Origin of the sequence: Pseudomonas sp. UBA6699, from assembly GCF_002454615.1 — a bacterium.
Classification (GTDB): domain Bacteria; phylum Pseudomonadota; class Gammaproteobacteria; order Pseudomonadales; family Pseudomonadaceae; genus Aquipseudomonas; species Aquipseudomonas juntendi.
In genome coordinates, this window is record NZ_DKJF01000049.1 from 1 (window position 1) to 23,920 (window position 23,920).

Here is a 23,920-nt window from a genome sequence, read left to right on the forward strand (position 1 = left end):
CAAACGTAGGAGCGAGCGCAGCTCGCGATGCGCCGCGCGGGCGGCGCTCGATCTCACAGGCGCTGAAGATGCTCCGGCTACCCCTGCCAGGAACCATAGAATCTCCCACAGGTAAAACTCAGCCTTCGAGACTTGTGGCATACCTGTGGAAGCTGGCTTGCCGGCGATTGGGTCGCGCAGCGGCCCCTTTGTTGTCCGATCCATTCAACGGACCGTTCCGGTTATTTTGGTTGTCCATGCTTGTACATACAAGTAAAGGTGTGTTTGTATATTGTCCACGACATACCCGCCCGCGCTCGACCGCAGAGGACCCTTCCCGTGACCGACAACAATAAATACCGTGACGTTGAAATCCGTGCCCCACGTGGCAACAAGCTCACCGCCAAAAGCTGGCTGACCGAAGCGCCACTGCGCATGCTGATGAACAACCTCGACCCGCAGGTCGCGGAGAACCCGAAGGAGCTGGTTGTTTATGGGGGCATCGGCCGCGCCGCGCGCAACTGGGCGTGCTACGACAAGATCGTCGAAACCCTGACCCGCCTGGAAGACGACGAAACCCTGCTGGTGCAGTCGGGCAAGCCGGTCGGGGTGTTCAAGACCCACAGCAACGCCCCGCGTGTATTGATCGCCAACTCCAACCTGGTGCCGCACTGGGCCAGCTGGGAGCACTTCAACGAGCTGGATGCCAAAGGCCTGGCCATGTATGGCCAGATGACCGCCGGCAGCTGGATCTACATCGGCAGCCAGGGCATCGTCCAGGGCACCTATGAAACCTTCGTCGAAGCCGGTCGCCAGCACTATGGCGGCAACCTGAAGGGCAAGTGGGTACTCACCGCAGGCCTGGGCGGCATGGGCGGTGCCCAGCCACTGGCGGCGACCCTGGCCGGGGCTTGCTCGCTGAACATCGAATGCCAGCAGAGCCGCATCGACTTCCGCCTGCAAACCCGCTACGTCGACGAGCAGGCCACCGACCTCGACGACGCCCTGGCACGCATCGCCAGGTACACCGCCGAAGGCCAGGCAATCTCCATCGCCCTGCACGGCAACGCCGCCGAAATCCTGCCCGAACTGGTCAAGCGCGGCGTGCGCCCGGACATGGTCACCGACCAGACCAGTGCCCACGACCCACTCAACGGTTACCTGCCCGCCGGCTGGACCTGGGAACAGTACCGCGACCGCGCGCAGACCGAACCTGCGGCAGTGGTCAAGGCCGCCAAGCAGTCGATGGCCGTGCACGTGCAGGCCATGCTCGACTTCCAGAAGCAGGGCATCCCGACGTTCGACTACGGCAACAACATCCGCCAGATGGCCAAGGAAGAAGGCGTAGCGAACGCCTTCGACTTCCCAGGTTTCGTACCCGCTTACATCCGCCCGTTGTTCTGCCGCGGCGTTGGCCCGTTCCGCTGGGCGGCGCTGTCCGGTGAGGCCGACGACATCTACAAGACCGACGCCAAGGTCAAGGAACTGATCCCCGACGACGCCCACCTGCACCGCTGGCTGGACATGGCCCGCGAGCGCATCAGCTTCCAGGGCTTGCCGGCGCGTATCTGCTGGGTTGGCCTGGGCCTGCGTGCCAAGCTGGGCCTGGCGTTCAACGAAATGGTCCGCAGCGGCGAGCTGTCGGCGCCGGTAGTGATTGGCCGCGACCACCTGGACTCCGGGTCGGTGGCCAGCCCCAACCGCGAAACCGAAGCCATGCGCGACGGCTCGGACGCTGTCTCCGACTGGCCGCTGCTCAACGCCTTGCTCAATACCGCGGGCGGCGCCACCTGGGTCTCGCTGCACCACGGCGGCGGCGTGGGCATCGGCTTCTCGCAGCACTCGGGCATGGTCATCGTTTGCGATGGTACCGATGAAGCCGCCGAGCGTATCGCCCGCGTGCTGACCAACGACCCGGGGACCGGTGTCATGCGCCACGCCGATGCCGGCTACGACATCGCCATCGACTGCGCCAGGGAGCAGGGCCTGGACCTGCCGATGATTACGGGCTGACCCCCGGCTTTGGCTCGCACCCCGCCAAGGGTGATACTGAACAACAAGAAGGAGCGCACGGCACCACAGACGGGCCTGTGGCTCCAAACGACTGGAGTAGCAACGTGACCGAATTCACCCTCAAGCCAGGCACCCTGACCCTGGCCCAGCTGCGCGCCATTCACGCCGCGCCCGTGCGTTTGCAGCTGGATGCCAGCGCCGCGCCAGCCATTGACGCCAGTGTGGCCTGCGTTGAGCAGATCATTGCCGAAGACCGCACCGCCTACGGTATCAACACCGGCTTTGGCCTGCTGGCGTCGACCCGTATCGCCAGCCACGACCTGGAAAACCTGCAACGCTCGCTGGTGCTGTCCCACGCTGCCGGTGTCGGTGCGCCGCTGGATGACGACCTGGTGCGGCTGATCATGGTGCTGAAGATCAACAGCCTCAGCCGCGGGTTCTCCGGCATTCGCCGCAAGGTCATCGACGCGCTGATCGCCTTGGTCAATGCCGAAGTCTACCCGCACATACCGCTGAAAGGGTCGGTCGGGGCTTCCGGTGACCTCGCCCCCTTGGCGCATATGTCGCTGGTGCTGCTGGGCGAAGGCAAGGCACGTTACAAGGGTCAGTGGCTGTCAGCGACCGAAGCCTTGGCGGTGGCCGGCCTCGAGCCATTGACCCTGGCCGCCAAGGAGGGCCTGGCCCTGCTCAACGGCACGCAGGCGTCCACCGCCTATGCGCTGCGCGGCCTGTTCCAGGGTGAAGACCTGTACGCCGCCGCCATTGCCTGCGGTGGCCTGAGCGTCGAAGCCGCGCTGGGTTCGCGTTCGCCATTCGATGCGCGTATCCACGAAGTGCGGGGCCAGCGTGGCCAGATCGACACCGCGGCGTGCTTCCGCGACCTGTTGGGCGACGCCAGCGAAGTGTCGCTGTCGCACAAGAACTGCGACAAGGTGCAGGACCCGTATTCGTTGCGCTGCCAGCCGCAGGTCATGGGTGCGTGCCTGACCCAGTTGCGCCAGGCCGCCGAAGTGCTGGCGGTCGAAGCCAACGCCGTATCCGACAACCCGCTGGTGTTCGCTGCCGAAGGGGACGTGATTTCCGGCGGCAACTTCCACGCCGAGCCGGTGGCCATGGCCGCCGACAACATTGCCCTGGCCATCGCCGAAATCGGCTCGCTCAGCGAGCGCCGCATTTCGCTGATGATGGACAAGCACATGTCCCAGCTGCCGCCGTTCCTGGTGGAAAATGGCGGGGTCAACTCCGGCTTCATGATTGCCCAGGTGACCGCTGCTGCGCTGGCCAGCGAGAACAAGGCCCTGTCCCACCCGCACAGCGTCGACAGCCTGCCCACCTCGGCGAACCAGGAAGACCACGTTTCGATGGCCCCGGCTGCCGGCAAGCGCCTGTGGGAAATGGCCGAGAATACCCGAGGCGTCCTGGCCATCGAATGGCTGGGTGCCTGCCAGGGCCTCGACCTGCGCAAGGGCCTGAAGACCTCCACCAAGCTGGAGCAGGCGCGCCAGGCGCTGCGCAGCGAAGTGCCGCACTATGACCGTGACCGTTTCTTTGCGCCAGACATCGAAAAGGCCGTGGAACTGCTGGCCAAGGGGAGCCTGACCGGTTTGCTGCCGGCCGGTGTGCTGCCAAGCCTGTAATGCCCCTGGGGCCGCCACGCGGCCCACTCGCCGGCAAGCCGGCTCCCCCAGTGAGGGGGCTGGCTTGCCGGCGATCTGGCTGCAAGGCAGCCCCCTCTCGACCTCACGACCACAAAAACAATTCAAGGACGTGACATGCAACAAGCTCAAGGTCTAAAGCGTGGGCTAAGCGCCCGCCACATCCGTTTCATGGCCCTCGGCTCGGCCATCGGCACCGGGCTGTTCTATGGCTCTGCCTCGGCCATCCAGATGGCCGGCCCGGCCGTGTTGCTGGCCTACCTGATCGGCGGCGCCGCCGTGTTCATGGTCATGCGCGCCCTCGGCGAAATGGCCGTGCACAACCCGGTGGCCGGCTCGTTCGGCCACTACGCCACCACCTACCTCGGCCCCATGGCCGGCTTCATCCTCGGCTGGACCTACGCCTTCGAGATGGTCATCGTCGCCATCGCCGACGTGACCGCCTTCGGCATCTACATGGGGTTCTGGTTCCCCGAGGTCGCCCGCTGGATCTGGGTGCTGGGCATCGTGTTCCTGATTGGCGGCCTGAACCTGTGCAACGTCAAGGTCTTTGGCGAAATGGAGTTCTGGCTGTCGTTGCTCAAGGTCGGCGCCATCGTGGCGATGATCCTGGCCGGCCTGGGCATCATGGCCTTCGGCTTCAGCCAGGTGGGCAGCGGGCAGGCCGTTGGCGTGAGCAACCTGTTCGACCATGGCGGCTTCATGCCCAATGGCGTCGGTGGCCTGATCGCCTCGTTCGCCGTGGTGATGTTCGCCTTTGGCGGCATCGAGATCATCGGTGTCACGGCCGGTGAGGCCAAAGACCCACAGCGCGTGATCCCCAAGGCGATCAACGCGGTGCCGCTGCGCATCCTGCTGTTCTATGTGCTCACCTTGTTCGTGCTGATGTGCCTGTACCCTTGGCCGCAGGTCGGTAGCCAGGGCAGCCCGTTCGTGCAGATCTTCAGCAACCTGGGTATCGGTTCGGCGGCCGCGGTGCTGAACGTGGTGGTGATCTCGGCGGCGATCTCGGCCATCAACAGCGACATCTTCGGTGCCGGCCGCATGATGTATGGCCTGGCCCAGCAAGGCCATGCGCCGCGCGGCTTCAGCAAGTTGTCCAGGCACGGCGTGCCGTGGATGACCGTGGTCGTGATGGGGGCGGCACTGCTGGTCGGCGTGCTGCTCAACTACCTTATCCCCGAGAACGTGTTCCTGCTGATCGCCTCGATCGCCACCTTCGCCACCGTCTGGGTGTGGTTGATGATCCTGGTTACCCAGGTGGCCATGCGCCGCAGCCTGCGCCGTGAAGAGGTCGCCCAGCTGAAGTTCCCGGTACCGTTCTGGCCCTATGGCCCGGCCATGGCCATTGCCTTCATGGTGTTCATCTTTGGCGTGCTCGGTTACTTCCCGGACACCCAGGCGGCGTTGGTCGTCGGGGTGGTCTGGGTGGTGTTCCTGGTGGCGTCCTACCTGCTGTGGTGCAAGCCGCGGGCAGGGCAGGGCCAGCCAGTTGCAGAGCCGGCCGAGCTACACCGCTAGTACAGGAGATTGTGCATGAGAACCCTCTGGCAGCACTGCCATGCGGCAACCATGGCCGAAGGCCGTTATTCGCTGATCGAAGATGCGGCCATCGTCACCCACGCCGGGCTGATCGAATGGATCGGCCCGCGGGCCGGGCTGGGCCCGGTTGAGGCCGAGCGCACGGTGGATCTGGGCGGCGCCTGGGTCACCCCCGGGCTGATCGACTGCCATACCCACGCGGTATTCGGTGGCAACCGCAGTGGCGAGTTCGAACAGCGCCTGCAAGGCGTCAGCTATGCCGAAATCGCCGCCCAGGGCGGGGGCATTGCCAGCACCGTGCGGGCCACCCGCGCGGCCAGCGAGGATGAGTTGTTCGCCAGTGCGCGCCAGCGGGTTCAAGCCTTGATGCGCGACGGCGTGACAACCCTTGAGGTCAAGTCCGGCTACGGCCTGGACCTGGCCAACGAACGCAAGATGCTGCGCGTGGCCAGGCGGCTGGCGGATGCCCTGCCACTGACGGTACGGGCCACCTGCCTGGCTGCCCACGCCTTGCCACCGGAATACGCCGGCCGGGCGGACGACTACATCACGCACATCTGCGACGAACTGCTGCCATGCCTGGTCGGCGAAGGCCTGGTGGACGCAGTGGACGCCTTCTGCGAGCACCTGGCGTTCACCCCGGCCCAAGTCGAGCGGGTGTTCATCAAGGCGCGGGCGTTGGGGGTGCCGGTCAAGCTGCACGCCGAACAGTTGTCTTCGCTACACGGCTCCAGCCTGGCTGCGCGTTACCAGGCGCTGTCGGCCGACCACCTGGAATTCATGACTGAAGAAGACGCCATCGCCATGGCCAAGGCGGGCACGGTCGCGGTGCTGCTGCCGGGCGCTTTCTATTTTTTGCGCGAAACCCAACTGCCGCCGATGGACGCCTTGCGCCGCCATGGGGTGAAGATCGCCCTTGCCAGCGACCTCAACCCGGGTACCTCGCCCGGGTTGTCGCTGTGGTTGATGCTGAACATGGGCTGTACGTGCTTCCGTATGACGCCGGAAGAAGCCCTGGCCGGCGTCACGGTGCATGCCGCCACCGCGCTGGGCCTGGGTGACAGCCACGGCTCGCTGGAAGTTGGCAAGGTGGCCGACTTCGTCGCCTGGCAGGTCGAGCGCCCCGCCGACCTGGCGTACTGGCTCGGCGGCGACCTGCCCAAGCGCGTGGTGCGCAGTGGCCATGAAATTACCAATTGAGGGAGGCTAGATGGACAAGGTATTGAGTTTCCACCAAGGGCATTTGCCGTTGCTGATCAGCATGCCCCACGCCGGCCTCAAGCTCACCCCGGCCGTGGACCAGGGCCTGGTCGACCAAGCGCGCAGCCTGCCCGACACGGATTGGCACATACCACGTCTTTACGACTTTGCCCGGGAACTGGGGGCCAGCGTGGTCGCCGCGCAATATTCGCGGTTCGTCATCGACCTGAACCGCCCGGCTGACGACAAACCGTTATATGCCGGTGCTACAACCGGCTTGTATCCGGCCACGCTGTTCGATGGCGAGCCTTTGTTCAAGCAGGGGCTGGAGCCCACTGCCGAAGCGCGCAAGGCCTGCCTGGCGACGATCTGGCAGCCTTATCACCAAACGATCCGCAACGAGCTGGCGCGCCTGCGGGAAACCCACGGCTACGCGCTGCTGTGGGATGCCCACTCGATTCGTTCGCTGATCCCGCACCTGTTCGATGGCAGGCTGCCGGACTTCAACCTGGGCACGTTCAATGGCGCCAGTTGCGACCCGGGCCTGGCCGAGCGGCTGGTCCAGGTGTGCAGCCAAGCCCAGGGTTACAGCCATGTGCTTAACGGGCGCTTCAAAGGCGGCCACATCACCCGGCATTACGGCGACCCGGCGCATGACATCCATGCCGTACAGCTGGAGCTGGCGCAAAGCACCTACATGGAAGAGCAGGAGCCGTTTACCTACCGCGAAGACCGCGCCCAGCCGACACGCGAGGTGTTGACGGCGTTGCTCCAGGCCGCATTGGCGTGGGGCCGGGCGCATTACTGCAAGTAATGGGCGGCGCCCAGTTGCGCGCCGCCGCCGCGTGGGCTTGCTCAGCTGTTGCCCACGAAGGTGAGGGTGAGTTCGCGCAGCAGCGCCAGCTCTTCCTGCTGCTTGTCCTCCCAAAGGCCCTGCTGCAGAGCGACTTCCTCGTGCAGCGGGTGCCCGCTGCCGGACAGCTCCAGTACCCGCTGGCGGTAACGGGCCTCTATCTGCGCGAAGCGCGGCGCATATTCGCCGCGCAGGCGCTGGGCCCAGCCGCTATTGGCCAGCAGGTAATCGATGAACACTTCACTGTGTTCGCTCTGGCGCACGCTTTCCAGTACCCGCGACAGCTCGCCACGGGCCAGGTTTGCGGCCCCGCGAAAACGCATGCTGTCGGCGATCGGCAGGTCCAGCTCCCTGGCCAGCTCGCGACGGTAGGCCAGGCGCACCGAGACCAGGTCGCCCGAACCGGTGCGCGTGGCGGCAAGCTTTTCCAGCTGGTCCACGCGGAACAGCCGTAACAGGCGCTGGTGCAGGCTGTGCAGGGTATCGCCAGCGTCGATCAGCAGGCGGTTGGCCATGAGGTACAGTTCGATGTTGTTGAACTCCTGAAGTGCGCCGTCGTGGCATGTCTGCGATCCCGTCTCTGGGTCGGGCAGCGCCGCTGCGGCAATGCTTTCCATGATCGGCCGTTCATCTTGGTTGGCTGCGGCTGCCACCAGCATCAGGCGCACCCGCGCACAGAAGTCGCCCCGGGTGGTAGGGTCGACGAACGGCGCGGCGTTGTGCAAACGGCCTGCTAGCCGCAACAGGTCGCTGCCCTCCAGCTGTTGCCAGCAGCTGCGCAAGGCTTCGTTCTGAGCCTCGTCACCCAGCAGCCAGTCTTCGAGCCTGGGGGTGTCGTCGCCCTGCAACGGGAAGTGCGGATGGTCGAGCGAGCCTTCACTGGACGAGTTGACCAGCATCAGGTTGTCTGGAATGTCCAGGGCGAACGAGTAACTGCGCTGGCTATCCGAGTAGGCCCGCACGCGCAGGATGGTGGCGTCGGGCAAGGGGTTGTCGAACAACGAAATCGACGAAATCGGCATGGCGTTGTTCAGGTTGGAGAGGATGTGCTCGGGCAGTTGGGTGATGTTGTTCGAGCTCAGGTCTAGCAACTCCAGGGGTAGCAGCGCGTCGCACCAGTCTGGCCACGCGTGCAGGTTCATGTTGGTCAGTTCGAGGGACGTCAGGTTGGCGGACAACCGCGCAGGCACCTGGGTGATGTTGCCGACCCGGTTGCCAGACAGGTCGAGCGAGGTCAGGTGCTCAAGCTCGGCAAAGGTTTCCAGCATGGCCTGGTCGACATCCAGGCCCATGTTGCGAAACTCCAGGTAGGTCAGGCGCGGCAGGCGTGGCAAGGCCGATGCCAGTGCAGGCGTAGCACCTTGGTGAGCATCGATGGTCAGGCGGGTTATATTCGGAAAGCGTGCAAGCAGTTCACTGAGTTGTGCTGAGGTGCCACTGAGGCGGGTCAGGGTCATTGCATGCACACGCTCGCCGAAGAACGCCGGGAGGCGGCGCGGGAAGTGTTCGATGGCAACGTCCTCCAGTTGCAGGCGAAGGTATCGCTGGCCCTGCTCCTGGCGCTCCCAGAATGCGTTTATCGCTGCCGCCATACGCTGCCGGTCGGTCAGGGCCGCCTGGGTCAACGGGTTGCTCGAACTCGAGGCATGGACCCAGCCATCGATCGCATCGCGCATGAGTTGCCGCTCGCTGCGGAGGCGTTCCAGCCGTTGGTTCAGCGCCGGGGGCTGATCCACGGTGACCTGGGCGGTTTCCGGGCGTTCGTTCAGCAGCAGGCGTTGCAGGTGCGTTTCATTGATGGGGTTGCCTTGCAGCGAAATCACCGGCGCGCGTTGCAGCGGCGTTTCCCCCAGCAGGAACGCGGGCAGTGACGTCAGGTTGTTGTCCTGTAACGACAGGTGCCCGATACGGCTCAGGGTTTCGCTGTCGATACCGGTGGGCCATTGGCTCAGTTGCATCCGGTTCAAGCCCAGGTAATCCAGGGTAAACCAGTGGAAGCTGGCCCTGTCGATGCCTTGCTGCAGCCGGTTGCCACTGAGGTCCAGATGGGCAAGCCGTGCATGGCCTGCCAGCTCGCCAAGGTGGCTGTTGCTGAACGCCAGGTTCTGGTTGGTCATGGCCAGCCTGCGCAGGTTCGGCAGGGTCGAGGCAATGGTCGGCACGCTGGGCAGCAGTAGCGAGGGGGTTGCCCTGGGGTTATACGGCCTGCTGATTTCCAGTGCTTCCAGCCCGGGCATCAGCCGCAGCAAGCGTTGCATCAGCCGCTCGCTCTGGCCCCAACCTGCCAGGGTGCCGCTTGGCAGGTCGAGCAGGTGCAGGCTGCGCACGCCGCGGTAGAAGAAATCGGGCAGGGTCAGCGGGATGTCGGTCAGCGGTACGCCTTGCACGCGCAGCTCGGCACCGAGCGCGGCATCATCCTCCAGGGCGGTGTCGTACCAGTGCTGCATGATCGCTTCACGCAGGGTGTCATAGGTGCGGGCCGCCTGGTCGGAGGCCGGTGAAATGGCTTCGCTCCAGTCGTCCAGGCTGCGTTGCAAGGCGTTGCGTTGCTCCATCAGCGTGGTCAGGTATTCGAGGATCTGCAGCCGGGTGCGGCCGTTGGCGGCAAGCGACATCAGCACCTGCTCGGCCGGCCTGCCGGTGCGTTCCGGAATGCCGGTGGCCCTCAGCGTGCTCAGCAGGTGCTGGCGCATGCTGCCCTGGCTTTGGTCATCACCGCTGCTCAAACGGTAGCCAACGCGGCCATCGGCAAGGCGCATCGGCGAGCGATAGCCGGGCCGGGGCGGTTGCATGCCTAACGCATCGCGCAAGGCCGGGCGGGGTAATAGCGGGCTCTGTTGCAGCAGGTGCTGAAGGGCCTCGCCGCTGGTGACGCCCAGGCCTTGCATGGCGTCGGGCAAGGCCGCATGCAGCGCGCTGAAGAGCTGCGGGTAGCGACGCACCACCGCCCCGGGCTCGCCCTGCGCGTGAACGATGTAGCCGGCTGGCGAGTGGGTGATGGTCGCCCAGGGGCTGCTGCCCTGCGCGCCGATGGCATGGTCCTGGTCGGGCCAGTGACTGCGCTGCAACAGGCGCAGCCGCGTGTCTGCGGGCCAGCCCGGCAGGTGGGGCAGGGTTTGCATGATCAGCCGGTCGCTGTCCCAGCTTTGCGCGCCGGCCAGGTACAGGCCCTCATAAGCGCGGGCAAGGCGCACGTGTTGTTGGTAGGCGCGAATTTCCTCGGCCAGGTGCAGGGGCACCTTGCCGGCACCAAGGGCTTGCAGGTCAATGGCACTTGCGTCGCGCACCAGCTCATCGATGATCGGCGCTGGCAGGCTGGGGTAGACCCGGCGGATCACCTCGCCGTTGGCCGGCAGGGGGCTAGCGATGCGCGCGTACGCCGTGGTGAACGCTGCAGGCCAGGCGCTTTGGTCTGGCAGCTGGCGGATGTGGGCATCCAGCTTGAACCGCTGCAGGGTGTCTTCCAGCAGTGCGGGCAGCCGCCGGTTGTGGGCCAGGCAGTGGCGCAGCGTGTCTTCGTGGATATCGCAGACGTGCAGGATCCGCTGCAAGGTCGCTTCATCGAAAGACCCGCTCAGGTGCCCCAGGCGGCGCAGCAGGCGTGCGCCGTCCCAGCTTTGCGGCTGCTCGGACTCCAGCAACCACGCCCCTGCACCATTGTGCAGCGCTTTGGGCTGGTAACCTGCCGGGCGGGTCGGGTGTTCAAGGCAGTAACCCGTCGCAGCGCGGGTCACCGAGTAAACCCGGTTTTCCACGGGCAGCCAGGTTTTGCCGCCATAGTGCAGCAGGCCGGATTCGTCTGGCTCCAGCCCACCCGGCAATACCCGGTCGTGGGCGAAGGGCGCCAGGTCCGCGTGCCACAGGCGTCGCTCGCCGTCGGCCAGGTCGATCGGCTGCAGTTCTTCGATGAAGGAGGGCGTCTCCACAGGGATCCGCTCGACCACCGGCGTAGCCTGCCCCCCGCCGGCTGCCGCGAGCGCGGCCATGATGGCGACGTTGTCGATCACGTCCATCAAGTAGTCGACTGCCTGCTGGCGATCACCGTCAAGCCAGCTGTCGATGCCCTCGAACGTTTCATTGGCCAGCTGCAGGGCCGTAACCCCAAGCATCGCGGCGCCGAGCGGGGGGATGAACAGGGCGGCAACGTTCAGGCTGACGAAGGCCAGGGCCTTGAAGTAGTCAAGGTGGCGTTGCGCAGTCTTGCCGTTTTGCATGGCTGTCGGCACCGCATGGAACAGCCCGTCATCCCTCAGCCGCTTCTGCCGCTGGCAGGCCAGCTCGTCCAGGTACGGGCGGGTGAAGGGCTGCACGTGCAGACGCACCTGCGCGTTGGCGATGCGCTCCAGGAAGGGGCGCTTGTGCCGATCGGGTAGCAGGCGCTGGCATTCCGGGCGGCGGAAGGCAGGCAACTGTTCACGCAGGAACGCTTCGGCATCGGCCCTGCTGGCGTGCTGGGTCAACGGCTCGGGCATGCCGGGCAGGTAAAGCACCACCCAGCCCGCATACGGGTACACCGGCCCTGGTGGGAATCGGCCGGCGCCCACCGGCCGGCGTGCGTCGAGGCCAATCGCCATGGCTCCGGTCAGCGGAACATGCAGCAACTCGATGCCCGCACACAGGACCGGGCGGCCATCGTGTTCAACCTTTGGCTCAGTGGCGAGCTTGAGCAAGGTTTCATGGAGGGCCGTGTCGATCCGGCCCAGCAGGCAGGCGTGGTGAACCTGCAACTCGAATGTGGAGCGCTCGGCAGCCTTGAATACGCCGGCAATGGCCGGCGCGTTGGGCTGCTCGGCCGGTGGGTCGAGCGCGTCGAGCAGCCGTTGATACTTGCCGCCGATATCCAGCTCGCGTGCCAGGGCCGCGAACGCTTCCGCGACGATGGGCAGTGGCACCGCCTGGGAGGCCAGGCCAACGTCGTTGCTATCGAGAATGGCCGAGGCGTGGCCGCCGGCGCACAAGCCGTCGGGCTGGGCCTCGAAGGCCTCGAAGTTCTGCAAGGCACAGTGCAGCAGGGGTTGGGTGGCCAGCTTGAGCGCGCGGGACGAGGTGACGAAAGGATCGCCGCCAGGGCTGGAGAGCACCTCGGTAAGGGCGGCCGCCCTGTTCAGGTTCATCAGGTAGGTACGCTCGACATCGAGTGTGGTGCCCAAGCGCTGGCTGACCGCGGTGGACAGCAGCTCGGTGGCATAGCGCTGCAGGTCCGGCAGGGTTGCCAGGAGGGCACTCAGGTTGGCCTCGGCTTGCACATGTTGGCCATAGGTTTGCACCAGGGCCTTGGCCACCGTTGGGTGTGCCAGGCATGCGCGTTCCAGCCTGGGGTCGCGCTGGCTGGCCGCCTGGCGCAGCTGGCGGCGCTGCTCTGGCCGGGCGTCGACCACCCAGGCGGGTAGCTTGCTGCTGACCAACTGGTGGTAGAAGTCGGGCTCGCAGGCTGCAGGTTTGGTGGAGTCGATCATGGGGAGTCTCACTTCGAGGGTGTTCCCCGATGCTAGGGAGGCTCGCCTGCGCCCTGCACATAAGATGATCTCGCTTAGGTACATGCTCTAAGCGCAATTCAGGTTTATGATGGCCAACGGCCGAATATATCCTTACACGGAGTGCGCGATGCAGACCCTCTACCCGCAGATCAAACCCTACGCCCGGCACGATCTGGCCGTGGAAGCGCCGCATGTGTTGTATGTCGACGAAAGCGGCTCGCCGGAAGGTTTGCCCGTGGTGTTCATCCACGGTGGCCCTGGCGCTGGTTGCGACGCCCAGAGCCGCTGCTATTTTGACCCCAACCTGTATCGCATCATCACCTTCGACCAGCGCGGCTGTGGCCGCTCCACGCCCCATGCCAGCCTGGAGAACAACACCACTTGGCACCTGGTCGAGGACATGGAGCGTATCCGCGAGCACCTGGGTATCGATAAATGGGTGCTGTTCGGTGGCTCGTGGGGCTCCACCCTGGCCCTGGCGTACGCCCAGACCCACCCCGAGCGGGTGCATGGCCTGATCCTGCGCGGCATATTCCTGTGCCGGCCCCAGGAAATCCAGTGGTTCTACCAAGAGGGCGCCAGTCGCCTGTTCCCCGACTACTGGCAGGACTACATTGCGCCGATCCCCGCGCAGGAGCGTGGAGACCTGGTGGCGGCCTTCCACAAGCGCCTTACCGGCAATGACCAGATCGCCCAGATGCACGCGGCCAAGGCCTGGTCCACCTGGGAAGGTCGCACCGCCACCCTGCGCCCCAATCCGCTGGTGGTCGACCGCTTCTCCGAGCCGCAGCGGGCCCTGTCGATTGCCCGTATCGAATGTCACTTCTTCATGAACAACGCGTTCCTCGAGCCGGACCAGCTGATCCGCGACCTGCCGAAAATCGCCCATTTGCCGGCAGTGATCGTGCACGGCCGCTACGATGTGATCTGCCCGCTGGACAACGCCTGGGCCCTGCACCAGGCCTGGCCGAACAGCGAGCTGAAGGTGATCCGTGACGCTGGCCATGCGGCCTCCGAGCCTGGCATTACCGATGCACTGGTCCGTGCCGCCGACCAAATGGCACGCCGCTTGCTCGACCTGCCGCTGGAAGAAGCATGAGGGGCCTGCTGCAACGGGTGCGTGGGGCGCGGGTAGAAGTCGCGGGCGAGGTGGTGGGTGCCATCGACCAGGGGTTGCTGGTGCTGGTTGCCGTAGAGCCTGAAGATTCCCGCGAGCACGCCGATAAGCTTTTGCACAAGCTGTTGAACTACCGGGTGTTCAGCGACGAGCAGGGCAAGATGAACAAGTCGCTCAAGGATGTTGGCGGCGGCTTGCTGCTGGTGTCGCAGTTCACCTTGGCGGCAGACACCCGCAACGGCCTGCGCCCGAGCTTCTCCACGGCTGCGCCGCCGGCGCTCGGGGCCGAATTGTTCGACTATCTTTTGCAGCAGGCCAACAGCCAATACGCCCCTGTGGCCAGCGGCCGATTTGGCGCAGATATGCAGGTGCACCTGGTAAATGATGGCCCCGTGACATTTATGTTACAAATTTGAGGTCAATAAACCCCTTGTTCACAGGAAAACAAGGGGTTTTGTACGATAAATAGTTGTTCCAGCCTGATGCGTTGTCACGCGACCTGCTGGATAATCGCGCGCTGCATGGACCTGCGTTCGCAGGTTCGTTTCACTCTGACTCGAGCATTGTCTGGAACCGTTTGGGGAATCATTACGCCCTCTCGGGGTCCGAACAGTGCTCGCCAACCCGGCATTTGTCGCTGGCCGTTGGTTTCATGATCTGTTTTCGGCGAGGGTTGCTCGTGATTGTTAGTCCCCAAAAAGCATCAAGAATCCCCGGCATCCGGTTGCGCAAGGCCCTGATGGCCAGCATGGCCCTGGTTGGCCTGATGAGCGCGGGCCAGCTGTGGGCATTCAATCTTGACGATGTTGCAGCCAAGGCAAAGGATCTGGCCGGCCAGAAGTACGAGGCACCGAAAAGCAACCTGCCGGCAGTGTTCCGCGACATGAAGTTCGCGGACTACCAGAAGATCCACTTCCTGCAGGAAAAGGCCGAGTGGGCCAAGGACAAGACCCCGTTCAAGCTGTCCTTCTACCACCAGGGCATGCACTTCGACACACCGGTGAAAATCAACGAAGTCACCGCGACCAAGGTCGAGGAAATCAAGTACGACCCGAGCCGTTTCGAGTTCGGTGACGTGCCACACGACCCGGATACCACCAAGAACCTGGGGTACGCCGGTTTCCGTGTGCTGTACCCGATCAACAAGGCAGACAAGCAGGACGAAATCATGACCCTGCTGGGTGCCAGCTACTTCCGCGTAGTCGGCAAGGGCCATGTATACGGCCTGTCGGCCCGTGGCCTGGCCATCGACACCGCGCTGCCGTCGGGCGAGGAGTTCCCGCGCTTCACCGAATTCTGGGTCGAGAAGCCCAAGCCGGCTGACAAGCACCTGGTGATCTACGCCCTGCTGGACTCGCCGCGTTCCACCGGCGCCTACAAACTGATCCTGCGCCCAGGCACCGACACCGTGGTCGACGTGCAGTCCCGCGTGTTCCTGCGTGATCAGGTCAGCCGCCTGGGCATTGCCCCGCTGACCAGCATGTACCTGTTCGGCCCTAACCAGCCGTCCAAAGTGCTCAACTACCGGCCGGCCCTGCATGACTCCGAAGGCCTGTCCATCCACGCTGGCAACGGCGAGTGGATCTGGCGCCCGCTGAACAACCCGAAACACTTGTCGGTAAGCAACTTCAGCGTGGAAAGCCCACGCGGTTTCGGCCTGATGCAGCGTCAGCGTGCCTTCAGCGACTACGAAGACCTCGACGACAACTACCAGAAGCGCCCAAGCGCCTGGATCGAGCCGAAGGGTGACTGGGGCAAGGGCACCGTCGACCTGGTCGAAATCCCGACTGCCGACGAGACCAACGACAATATCGTGGCGTTCTGGAGCCCGGAAAAGCTGCCTGAACCCGGCAAGCCGTTCGAGTACGACTACCGTCTGCACTTCACCATCGACGAACCCAAGTTCCAGGCCCCTGACCTGGGCTGGGTCAAGCAGACCCTGCGCTCCACGGGTGACGTCAAGCAGTCCAACCTGATCCGCCAGCCAGACGGCAGCGTGGCCTTCGTGGTCGACTTCGCCGGCCCGGCGCTGGCTGCCTTGCCTGAGGACACTCCGCTGCGCAGCCAGGTCAGCGTGGGCGACAACGCCGATGTGGTCGAGAACAACCTGCGCTATAACCCAGAGACCAAGGGCTGGCGCCTGACCCTGCGGCTGAAGGTCAAAGAGGTCAACAAGTCGACTGAAATGCGTGCCGCGCTGGTGCGTGATGTGCCAGCCGAACCGGCCAAGCCTGCCCAGGACGCCAAGCAGGACAAGGCCGCCGCCAAGCCTGCCAAGGCCGACAAAGCGGACAAGGCCGCCAAGGCCGAACAACCTGCCGCCGACGCGGCGCCCACCAACGGGGCCCCGGCCACCACCGAGAAGGTGCTGACCGAGACCTGGAGCTATCAGTTGCCTGCCGATGAGTAACTCAAGCGCAAGGCCGGAATCGCTTGGCGAGTACCTGGCCCACCTACCACTTGGCGACGAGCAGCGGGCAGAACTGGCCAGCTGCACCTCGTTCAGTGAGCTGCACCAACGCCTGGCGGCCAACCCGGCCGCCAGCCCTGCCGAGGCCGTGCAGGCCTCGGTGGGCCCGCGCCTTACCGTAGGCAGCGCCGCGGAGCTGGAAGAGGCCGAAATGCTCGGCGTCGACGGCAGCGGCCGCCTGTGCCTGAAGATTGCCCCGCCTATCAAGCGTACCAAGGTCGTGCCGGAGCCGTGGCGCACCAACCTGTTGGTCCGCATGTGGCGCCGCATGACCGGCCGCCCCAATGCGCCGCAGCCGCCCAAGCGCGAGCTGCCGGCAGCGCGCTGGCGCACGGTCGGGTCGATCCGCCGTTATATCCTGCTGGCCCTGATGATCGGTCAGACCATCGTTGCCGGCTGGTACATGAAGAGCATCCTGCCGTACCAGGGCTGGTCGTTCGTCGACCTCGACGAAGTGCTTAACCAGCCGTTGTGGGATACGGTGGTGCAGGTATGGCCCTATGCCTTGCAGACTTCCATCCTGATCCTCTTCGGCATCCTGTTCTGCTGGGTGTCGGCGGGCTTCTGGACCGCGCTGATGGGCTTCCTGGAGCTGCTCACCGGGCGCGACAAGTACAAGATCTCCGGCAGCAGCGCCGGCAACGAGCCGATTGCGCCCGAGGCGCGTACCGCGCTGGTGATGCCGATCTGCAACGAGGACGTGCCGCGGGTATTTGCCGGCCTGCGGGCGACGTTCGAATCGGTGGCCGCCAGTGGCAACCTCGACCGTTTCGACTTCTTCGTGCTCAGCGACACCAACGACACCGACATCGCCGTGGCCGAACAGCAGGCCTGGCTGGACGTGTGCCGTGAAACCAAAGGCTTTGGCCGGATCTTCTACCGCCGCCGCCGGCGGCGCGTGAAGCGCAAGAGCGGCAACCTCGACGACTTCTGCCGTCGCTGGGGTGGCGAGTACAAGTACATGGTCGTGCTCGACGCCGACAGTGTCATGAGTGGCGAATGCCTGAGCAGCCTGGTGCGCCTGATGGAGGCCAACCCGGACGCCGGTATCATCCAGACCGGGCCGAAAGCCTCGGGCATGGACACCCTGTATGCGCGCATGCAGCAGTTCGCCACCCGCGTGTATGGCCCGCTGTTCACTGCCGGGCTGCATTTCTGGCAACTGGGCGAGTCGCACTACTGGGGCCACAACGCGATCATCCGCATGAAGCCGTTCATCGAGCACTGCGCCTTGGCGCCGTTGCCGGGCAAGGGCGCCTTCGCCGGCGCCATCCTGTCCCACGACTTCGTCGAAGCGGCGTTGATGCGCCGTGCCGGCTGGGGCGTGTGGATCGCCTACGACTTGCCGGGCAGCTACGAAGAGCTACCGCCGAACCTGCTTGACGAGCTCAAGCGTGACCGTCGGTGGTGCCACGGCAACCTGATGAACTTCCGCCTGTTCCTGGTCAAGGGCATGCACCCGGTGCACCGTGCGGTGTTCCTCACAGGGGTCATGTCGTACCTGTCGGCACCGTTGTGGTTCCTGTTCCTGGTGCTGTCGACCGCGCTGCTGGCGACCAACACGCTGATGGAGCCGCAGTACTTCATCGAGCCGTACCAGCTGTACCCGCTGTGGCCACAGTGGCACCCGGAAAAGGCCGTGGCGCTGTTCTCCACCACCATCGTGCTGCTGTTCCTGCCCAAGCTGCTCAGCGTCATCCTGATCTGGGCCAAGGGCGCCGTCGAGTTCGGCGGGCGAATCAAGGTCACCTTGTCGATGCTGATGGAGATGCTGTTCTCCATGCTGCTGGCGCCTGTGCGCATGATCTTCCATACCCGCTTCGTCCTGGCCGCGTTCCTCGGTTGGGCGGCGACCTGGAACTCGCCGCAGCGCGACGACGACTCCACACCGTGGAGCGAAGCGCTACGCCGGCATGGCCCGCAGACGCTGCTGGGCATTGCCTGGGCCGGGCTGGTGGCATGGCTGAACCCAAGCTTCCTGTGGTGGCTGGCGCCGATCGTCGGTTCGCTGATGCTGTCGATTCCGGTATCGGTCATTTCCAGCCGCACCCGCCTGGGGCTGGCGGCCAAGGACGAGAAGCTGTTCCTGATCCCCGAGGAGTACGCGACGCCGCAGGAGTTGCTGGCAACCGACCAGTACACCCACGAAAACCGCTGGCATGCCCTGCATGACGGTTTCGTCCGTGCTGTGGTCGACCCGCGGCAGAACGCCCTGGCCTGCGCCATGGCCACGGCCCGCCACGGCCAGGCGGCGCCGATCGAGGCGCTGCGTGCCGAGCGCGTGGCCAAGGCCATCGAGGTCGGGCCGAAAGGGCTGGACCTCAATACCCGCCTGGCGTTGCTCAGCGACCCGGTCGCCTTGAGCCGCCTGCACGAGCAGGTATGGGCCGGGCACAATGCGGCGTGGATCGATGTGTGGCGTGCCTCGATCAAGAACGACCCGCATTCGCCGCTGCTGCCGTTGCATCCGGAGAATGAAGGCCAGCCGGCACTCGCCGGCGCCTGACCGGCCTTTTCGCGGGCACGCCCGCTCCCACAGGGATCCGCATTTCCCTGAGGGAGCGGGCGTGCCCGCGATGCTTCAAGGGCCCAACCCTGATTTTGGCCAACAAAGTCCCCCCCAGTGCTAGGTCCCCGGGCCGGCATGCGTTAGCATCCCTCTCCGATACGAAGCATCGGCCGGTACGGCCGTGCCAACACAATAAGATTCGCTACTTTTCTTGCTAGGGGACTTGGTGATGATCAAGAAATACCTTTCGCGACTGCTGGTCGGTGTTACCGCCCTGGTCGCCGTGACAGCGGCGCAGGCCGGCGCCATCGATGATGCGGTCAAGCGCGGCACCTTGCGGGTGGGCATGGACCCGACCTACATGCCGTTCCAGATGACCAACAAGCGTGGCGAGATCATCGGCTTCGAGGTCGATATCCTCAAAGCCATGGCCAAGTCGATGGGCGTCAAGTTCGAGGCGGTGTCCACCGCTTACGACGGCATCATCCCGGCGCTGTTGACCGGCAAGTTCGACATGATCGGCAGCGGCATGACCCTTACCCAGGAACGCAACCTGCGCCTGAACTTCAGCGAACCCTTCATCGTGGTTGGCCAGACCCTGCTGATCCGCAAGGAGCTGGCAGGCGAGATCAAGTCGTACAAGGACCTGAACAACGAGAAGTACCGCCTCACCTCCAAGCTTGGCACCACCGGCGAAATGGTTTCCAAGAAGCTGATCGGCAAAGCCAAGTACCATGGCTACGACAACGAGCAGGAAGCCGTGATGGATGTGGTCAACGGCAAGGCTGACGCCTTTGTCTACGACGCGCCCTATAACGTGGTGGCGGTGGACAAGGCCGGTGCCGGCAAGCTGCTGTTCCTCGAAGAGCCCTTCACCTACGAGCCGCTGGCCTTCGGCCTGAAGAAAGGCGACTACGACAGCATCAACTTCATCAACAATTTCCTGCACCAGATCAAGCACGACGGGACCTACGATCGTATTCACGACAAGTGGTTCAAGAACAAGGACTGGCTGAAGGAAATGGAATAAAAGCTGGCTTCAAGCCGCAAGCCGCAAGCCGCAAGCCGCAAGCCACAAGCCACAAGCCACAAGCCACAAGCCACAAGCTTCAAGCTTCAAGCTTCAAGCTTCAAGCGCAAGCGCAAGCGGACCGTGCACCGATCTGCTTGTGCTTGCAGCTTGCAGCTTGCAGCTTGCAGCTTGCAGCTTGACGCTTTCTGGAGTACCCACGTGATCAAACACAAGAAAGCCCAGTGGCCCTGGCACGGGCTGACCGCGCTGGTCCTGGTGGGCCTGGCGTTCAGCCTGTACATGGCCACCTCGATGATTTCCTACGAGTGGCGCTGGAACCGCGTTCCGCAGTACTTCGCGTACAAGGCCGAGGAAACCCAGCGTGCAGCCGATTATGGCACCGTGCAGGAAATCGTCATTTCCGGCGATAACGCCCGCGTGACGCTGAAGGACGAAAGCGGCGCCGAGCAGGTGCTGGATGTGGACGCGGACAGCCTGCAACTGAGCCGCGGCGATGATGTTGCCGAGGGCGACCAGATCGGTGTGACCCGCCACTGGGCCGCCGGGCCGCTGGCCTGGGGCCTGTGGACCACGCTATGGATCTCGGTCGTGTCCGGCGCCTTGGGCCTGGTGATCGGCCTGTTCGCCGGCCTGTGCCGGTTGTCGACCAACCCGACCCTGCGCGACCTGTCGACGGTGTACGTCGAACTGGTGCGTGGCACCCCGTTGCTGGTGCAGATCTTCATCTTCTACTTCTTCATCGGTACCGTGCTCAACCTGTCCCGCGAATTTGCCGGGGTGGCTGCACTGGCGTTGTTCACGGGCGCCTACGTGGCAGAAATCGTCCGTGCCGGGGTGCAGTCGATCGCCAAAGGCCAGAACGAAGCTGCACGCTCGCTGGGCCTGAATGCCGGCCAGTCGATGCGCCACGTGATCCTGCCCCAGGCTTTCAAACGCGTACTGCCGCCCTTGGCCGGCCAGTTCATCAGCCTGGTCAAGGACACCTCGCTGGTGTCGGTGATCGCCATTACCGAACTGACCAAGAGCGGCCGCGAGGCCATTACCACCTCGTTCTCCACCTTCGAGATCTGGTTCTGCGTGGCAGGCCTGTACCTGCTGATCAACCTGCCGCTGTCGCACATTGCCAGCCGGCTCGAGCGGAGGCTTGCGCAAAGTGATTGAAGTCCGTGACCTGCTGAAAATATTCGACACCCGCGGCCAGGTGGTCCGGGCTGTGGATAACGTCACCACCCAGGTGGCCAAGGGCGAAGTGGTGGTGGTACTGGGCCCGTCGGGCTCGGGCAAGTCCACCTTCCTGCGTTGCCTTAACGGGCTGGAGCACTTCGACCAGGGTTATGTCGCCATCGACGGCCTGCAACTGGCTGACCCGAAGACCGACATCAACGCCTACCGCCGTGAAGTCGGCATGGTGTTCCAGCATTTCAACCTGTTCCCGCACATGACCGTGCTGGAAAACCTGTGCCTGGCGCAGAAGGTGGTGCGCAAGCGCAACAAGGCGGACCGCGAGGCCAAGGCCCGGGCGTTGCTGGAGAAGGTGGGCATTGCACAGAAGGCCAACGAATACCCCTCACGGCTTTCCGGCGGTCAGCAGCAGCGTGTAGCGATTGCCCGCGCCTTGTGCATGGAGCCCAAGGTCATGCTGTTCGATGAACCGACTTCTGCGTTGGACCCTGAAATGGTCGGCGAGGTGCTGGACGTGATGAAAACCCTGGCCCAGGAAGGCATGACCATGGTCTGCGTCACCCACGAAATGGGCTTTGCCCGCGAAGTGGCCGACCGGGTGCTGTTCTTCGATCACGGCAAATTGCTGGAAGACTCGGCCCCGGCCACGTTCTTTGCCGCGCCGAAAGACCCGCGCGCGCAGGCCTTCCTGCGCCAGGTGCTTTAACCTGCACCGGCCTCTTCGCCGCTAAAGCCGCTCCTACACGCAACGTGGTCGGTGTAGGAGCGGCTTTAGCCGCGAACACCGGCAATGCCGGTGCCATCCACTGCGATGTCCGCGTCGCGACCCTCAGATATTGAACCGCCCGACCATCCCCCGCAGCTGCTGCCCCAGCTGTTCCAGCTCGCCGCTCGACATCGCTGTCTGCTCACTGGCCGCACTGGTCTGGTCCGACACATCCCGCACATTCAGCACGCTCCGGTTGATCTGCTCGGCCACCACGCTCTGTTCTTCGCTGGCCGTGGCGATCTGCTGGTTCATGCCCTGGATGTTCGACACCGTGTTGGTGATCTGGCCCAAGGCATCGCCGGCCCTGCGGCTCAGCTCCACACTTTGTTCGGTCAGCTGCTTGCTGTTGTCCAGCAAGCGGGTGACCTCGTCGGTGCCGCTGTGCAGGCTGTCGATCAACTGGCCGATCTCTTCGGTTGCCGTTGAGGTGCGCTGGGCCAGGCCGCGTACCTCATCGGCCACCACGGCAAAACCGCGCCCGGCTTCACCGGCCCGTGCCGCTTCGATGGCAGCGTTCAGGGCCAGCAGGTTGGTCTGCTCGGAGACCGACTTGATGACATCGAGAATGCTGCCAATCCGCTGGCTTTCGCCCGCCAGGTGATGCATGGCCGCCAGGCAATGGTCCATCTGCCCGGCCAGTTGCTCGATGCGGCCGATGGCTTCGGCCACCACCTGGTCGCCTACCTGGGCCTGCTGGTCGGCGCTGGTGGCGGCCTGCGAGGCCTGCTCGGCGTTTTGCGCCACTTCCTGAACCGTGGCGCTCATCTGGTTCATGGCGGTGGCAACCTGGTCGGTTTCCTCGCGCTGCTGGTTGATGCGCAGCTTGGTGTCTTCGCTGCTGGTCGCCAGCTGCGAGGCCGCCTGCGACAGCTGGCCGACGCCCTGGTCGATGCCCCCGATCAGTTCGCGCAGGCTCAAGGTCATCTCCCGCATGCTGGTCTGCAACTGGCCCATTTCGTCACGGCGCTGCACGGTGTCGACCTGGCTCAGGTCGCCCTTGGCGATGCGCGCCGCCACCGCCAGGGTCTGGCGCAAGGGCTGGGTGATCTGCAGGGTGATCAGCCAGGCAGCCAGGGCCCCCGCTACCAGTGCCAGCAACGCAACGCTGGTCAGCAGCGAGCGGGCGGCCAAGGCTTCGCGGTCACGTTGCTCGACCTTGCGTTTACCCAGTTCCAGGCTGAGCGCGCGCAACTCGTTGCCCATTCGCTCCATGTTGTTCTGCAATTGCTCGACCCGCACGGCGGCGCGCCGGTATTGGTCCAGGCTGGCGCGGTACTTGGCCAGCTCGACACCGGGCTGCTCGCTGACAGCGCGTGGCAGGCCAAGCGGCGCCAGGCCTTTGAGCAGTTGCTCGAGGCTGGCCTGGGCTGCGTCCAGGGCGCTGTCGCCGACTTTGGCAAAGTCCTCGACCGGGGCGAACGTGTAGGCGGGTACCAGGCTTTGCTGGTTGGCACCGTCCACTTGCCGGCTGAGGGTGTCCATTTGCGCCAGGGCACCATTTTGCTGGCTGTGGGCCGGCATGTTCAGCAACGCCTGGGTCTGCAGCTCGTCGATGGCATCGTTGAGCTTCTGTTCCTGCTCCTGCATTGCCTGGCGCAAGGCCACCCGGTTGGCGACGGTGCGCTGCAACTCGGTGAAGTCATCGCGCAGGCGCTGCAGCAGGGTCAGCTTATCGGTCCGCATCTGGCGCGACTCATCGACGTTGCTGCGCTGCTGCAGGGTGCTGAGCATGCTGTTGAGCTGGTCGAGGATGTTGCCGATAGTGGCCTTGCTGGCGTCGTCGTTGAGCACGCGGAAGGTGATGCGCTCTGCGCGCAGGTCTTTGGTCAGGTCGTTGATCCGGCCGATTTCGCTGAGCTGTTGCGAGCGGACGATGGCGTCGTCCAACGCACGCCAGCCGCTGATGGTGGTGGCCAGGGTAAGCAGCAGGACCACAGCGAAGCCGAGGGCCAGCTTGGCAGCCACGCTGATGTTGCCGAGCTTGCGGTTGAGGTAGCCGAGCATGGTGAGTCTCCGTGCGAAAGGGGGAGGGCATGCAGGCGTATTGCCGGCATGACACCTTTGCCCATCGGCAGCGGAGCTGTAGGACTTGACCTGATAATCAGGTAGGAAATTTCGCTG

At 64.6% G+C, this 23,920-nt stretch carries 14 protein-coding genes and 1 pseudogene; 12 read left to right on the forward strand and 3 right to left on the reverse strand.

What is annotated here, in order from left to right; all coding sequences use genetic code 11:
- The first annotated feature begins 318 nt into the window (after nucleotides 1-318).
- The 5 genes from hutU to hutG all read left to right on the forward strand — a co-directional run bounded on the left by hutU (nucleotide 319) and on the right by hutG (nucleotide 7,203).
- Nucleotides 319-1,992 carry a urocanate hydratase gene (gene hutU, locus B3361_RS09355; protein WP_178126163.1) on the forward strand — a complete coding sequence of 558 codons (1,674 nt, stop codon included), beginning with the start codon at nucleotides 319-321 and terminating at the stop codon, nucleotides 1,990-1,992.
- A 104-nt stretch (nucleotides 1,993-2,096) separates the two neighbouring features.
- Nucleotides 2,097-3,629, forward strand: coding sequence for a histidine ammonia-lyase (gene hutH / locus B3361_RS09360; protein ID WP_029885413.1), 1,533 nt, complete (start codon nucleotides 2,097-2,099; stop codon nucleotides 3,627-3,629).
- Between the two features lie 135 nt (nucleotides 3,630-3,764).
- Nucleotides 3,765-5,168, forward strand: coding sequence for an amino acid permease (locus B3361_RS09365; RefSeq protein WP_054905302.1), 1,404 nt, complete (start codon nucleotides 3,765-3,767; stop codon nucleotides 5,166-5,168).
- Nucleotides 5,169-5,183: 15 nt separating this feature from the next.
- The gene (gene hutI / locus B3361_RS09370) at nucleotides 5,184-6,389 is read left to right on the forward strand and encodes an imidazolonepropionase (protein WP_286920187.1); all 1,206 of its coding nucleotides are present in this window, start codon (nucleotides 5,184-5,186) and stop codon (nucleotides 6,387-6,389) included.
- Nucleotides 6,390-6,399: 10 nt separating this feature from the next.
- Complete coding sequence (gene hutG / locus B3361_RS09375; RefSeq protein ID WP_054905300.1) at nucleotides 6,400-7,203, forward strand: N-formylglutamate deformylase; 804 nt, start codon at nucleotides 6,400-6,402, stop codon at nucleotides 7,201-7,203.
- A gap of 41 nt (nucleotides 7,204-7,244) precedes the next feature.
- Here the strand turns inward: hutG and B3361_RS09380 are convergent, their stop codons facing one another.
- Nucleotides 7,245-12,698 carry a dermonecrotic toxin domain-containing protein gene (locus tag B3361_RS09380; protein ID WP_154211051.1) on the reverse strand — a complete coding sequence of 1,818 codons (5,454 nt, stop codon included), beginning with the start codon at nucleotides 12,696-12,698 and terminating at the stop codon, nucleotides 7,245-7,247.
- A gap of 148 nt (nucleotides 12,699-12,846) precedes the next feature.
- On the opposite strand from B3361_RS09380, the gene pip reads away from it, so the two are divergent.
- From pip to B3361_RS09415, 7 genes are all read left to right on the forward strand, one after another.
- Entirely contained in the window at nucleotides 12,847-13,818 is a 972-nt protein-coding gene (gene pip / locus B3361_RS09385) for a prolyl aminopeptidase (protein ID WP_029885408.1), read from the forward strand.
- Nucleotides 13,815-14,252 (forward strand): D-aminoacyl-tRNA deacylase, encoded by a 438-nt coding sequence (gene dtd / locus B3361_RS09390; RefSeq protein ID WP_009684267.1) that lies wholly within the window; start codon nucleotides 13,815-13,817, stop codon nucleotides 14,250-14,252. Before pip ends, dtd begins: the two co-directional genes overlap by 4 nt.
- A 263-nt stretch (nucleotides 14,253-14,515) precedes the next feature.
- Complete coding sequence (locus tag B3361_RS09395; RefSeq protein WP_218186634.1) at nucleotides 14,516-16,246, forward strand: glucan biosynthesis protein G; 1,731 nt, start codon at nucleotides 14,516-14,518, stop codon at nucleotides 16,244-16,246.
- On the forward strand, nucleotides 16,239-18,812 hold the full coding sequence (gene mdoH, locus B3361_RS09400; RefSeq protein ID WP_054905299.1) for a glucans biosynthesis glucosyltransferase MdoH: 2,574 nt from the start codon (nucleotides 16,239-16,241) through the stop codon (nucleotides 18,810-18,812). The genes B3361_RS09395 and mdoH overlap by 8 nt, the downstream gene beginning before the upstream one ends.
- Before the next feature lie 235 nt (nucleotides 18,813-19,047).
- On the forward strand, nucleotides 19,048-19,845 hold the full coding sequence (locus B3361_RS09405; RefSeq protein WP_033690660.1) for a transporter substrate-binding domain-containing protein: 798 nt from the start codon (nucleotides 19,048-19,050) through the stop codon (nucleotides 19,843-19,845).
- A 201-nt stretch (nucleotides 19,846-20,046) separates the two neighbouring features.
- A complete protein-coding gene (locus B3361_RS09410; protein ID WP_054905298.1) occupies nucleotides 20,047-21,009 on the forward strand; it encodes an amino acid ABC transporter permease in 963 nt (320 codons plus the stop codon).
- Nucleotides 21,002-21,736 carry an amino acid ABC transporter ATP-binding protein gene (locus B3361_RS09415; protein ID WP_054905304.1) on the forward strand — a complete coding sequence of 245 codons (735 nt, stop codon included), beginning with the start codon at nucleotides 21,002-21,004 and terminating at the stop codon, nucleotides 21,734-21,736. The genes B3361_RS09410 and B3361_RS09415 overlap by 8 nt, the downstream gene beginning before the upstream one ends.
- Before the next feature lie 123 nt (nucleotides 21,737-21,859).
- On the opposite strand, the gene B3361_RS24045 is transcribed toward B3361_RS09415, so the two are convergent.
- Both B3361_RS24045 and B3361_RS24050 read right to left on the reverse strand, forming a co-directional pair.
- A complete protein-coding gene (locus B3361_RS24045; RefSeq protein ID WP_370593834.1) occupies nucleotides 21,860-22,753 on the reverse strand; it encodes a methyl-accepting chemotaxis protein in 894 nt (297 codons plus the stop codon).
- Between the two features lie 9 nt (nucleotides 22,754-22,762).
- Nucleotides 22,763-23,803: pseudogene (locus tag B3361_RS24050) on the reverse strand (methyl-accepting chemotaxis protein); the annotation flags it as partial.
- Nucleotides 23,804-23,920: the final 117 nt, after the last annotated feature.

Excerpts from the sequence above, each read along its gene's own strand:
- B3361_RS09380 (WP_154211051.1), bottom strand. The coding sequence starts at position 12,698 with ATGATCGACTCCACCAAACCTGCAGCCTGCGAGCCCGACTTCTACCAC.
- hutG (WP_054905300.1), top strand. The coding sequence starts at position 6,400 with ATGGACAAGGTATTGAGTTTCCACCAAGGGCATTTGCCGTTGCTGATC.
- B3361_RS24045 (WP_370593834.1), bottom strand. The coding sequence starts at position 22,753 with ATGGGCCAGTTGCAGACCAGCATGCGGGAGATGACCTTGAGCCTGCGC.
- hutI (WP_286920187.1), top strand. The coding sequence starts at position 5,184 with ATGAGAACCCTCTGGCAGCACTGCCATGCGGCAACCATGGCCGAAGGC.
- pip (WP_029885408.1), top strand. The coding sequence starts at position 12,847 with ATGCAGACCCTCTACCCGCAGATCAAACCCTACGCCCGGCACGATCTG.
- B3361_RS09365 (WP_054905302.1), top strand. The coding sequence starts at position 3,765 with ATGCAACAAGCTCAAGGTCTAAAGCGTGGGCTAAGCGCCCGCCACATC.
- dtd (WP_009684267.1), top strand. The coding sequence starts at position 13,815 with ATGAGGGGCCTGCTGCAACGGGTGCGTGGGGCGCGGGTAGAAGTCGCG.
- mdoH (WP_054905299.1), top strand. The coding sequence starts at position 16,239 with ATGAGTAACTCAAGCGCAAGGCCGGAATCGCTTGGCGAGTACCTGGCC.